General features: G+C 58.9%; 2 protein-coding genes and 2 pseudogenes. All 4 read right to left on the reverse strand.

The genetic code is table 11. The features are described 5' to 3' along the window. Window positions 1–340, reverse strand: a pseudogene (locus K0778_RS26240) (hypothetical protein); the annotation flags it as partial. 50 nt (window positions 341–390) lie between these two features. Beyond that, window positions 391–909: a DUF1380 family protein gene (locus tag K0778_RS26245; protein WP_123325260.1), complete on the reverse strand. Its 519-nt coding sequence runs from the start codon at window positions 907–909 to the stop codon at window positions 391–393. Next, window positions 839–1,060 (reverse strand): hypothetical protein, encoded by a 222-nt coding sequence (locus K0778_RS26250; RefSeq protein ID WP_001104873.1) that lies wholly within the window; start codon window positions 1,058–1,060, stop codon window positions 839–841. Before K0778_RS26250 ends, K0778_RS26245 begins: the two co-directional genes overlap by 71 nt. Then, window positions 1,061–1,168 (reverse strand): annotated as a pseudogene (locus K0778_RS26255) (DNA methylase); the annotation flags it as partial. It lies immediately after the preceding gene.

The raw sequence follows: 1,168 nt of genomic DNA on the forward strand, positions 1-1,168 counted from the left end.
CTTCGGTCAGCCATTCTCCGGCATACGGGAAAGACACCTGCGTTCCGTCTGCCGGAAGTACCGGCAGCGACTGCCACTGACTGCCGGACAGTACCAGTTCCGCCCCGGTTCCGGTCAGTCTCTGAATGGCGGAGGCCAGGAGCGGCGGCAGTACGCCGCCGTGACGGTTGATAAGTAACGTCGCCAGCCGGGGCGCATCCAGCCGCACGTAAATGCTGATCCAGCCCGGATAGTTCGGATTTCGCTGGTCAACATCCGTCTCTTCCGGCCAGCCCTGCGCCAGCAGCAGGTTACGGGCGTGACGACAAATCAGTGCGTTCAGCGTGCTGTTTTCGTTCATGATTAAGCGTTCTCCCTGTATCGCCGCCCGCAGGGCAGGCGGCGATAACATCAGTTGTTTTCGTGTGTGTTGTTTTTCAGCAGGGTGCGGGCCTGATTAACCACCGCCTGACGGCGGGTAACGCATTCCGGGACGGCGAGGCCGTTATCACGGGCGGCCCACTCACGTTTCCACAGTGCCTGTTCAGCGGTCTGAATCAGGGACGCCAGCAGTTCAGCAGGGACGGTCACCTGGCGGTTTTCGCTCACGTTGCTGATAATCTCCATCACCGCGGCGGAAGAAATACCGGATTCAGTCCGCTGGTCTTCCGGGATGTCCTCCATGCGCGCCAGGACGGTCCTGATTTCATGATCGGTCAGAGAAATTTCCATACCGTCAGCCAGTGCCTGAATCTCTTCCGGGGACCAGATAACCAGCATCAGCGGCGCGTCTCCCGGATACTTTGCTGCCAGCTCCCGGCATAGCGTTTCGCATGTTCCGTACATTCTCGTCTCCTTCTCAATCTTTGAAGCAGGAATCCAGTTCCAGAATTTCGGTATACGCCTCCATAAACAGGCGATTGGCGCGATACAGCGTCTGGCGTGTCAGGCGTTCAACAAGCACATCGGAATCAAAGCGACAGCGATGCTCCATATCGTTCAGCCTGGCCCGAAGGTCACACATGGTGTTGGCCACCTCCGCCACGTCGGCGCGAAGTTTTTCGTGTCCGGCATAGTTCATTTACGCAGCCTCCGGCATAAACCAGTCATCATTCGCGGCCCCCTGCTGCATGGCCCGTTGCACGGCGGCAAGGCGTTGCTGCCCGGCACGGTGATACTGCTCAAGCAG

This window comes from Escherichia sp. XD33 (assembly GCF_019375075.1).
GTDB lineage: Bacteria > Pseudomonadota > Gammaproteobacteria > Enterobacterales > Enterobacteriaceae > Enterobacter > Enterobacter flexneri_A.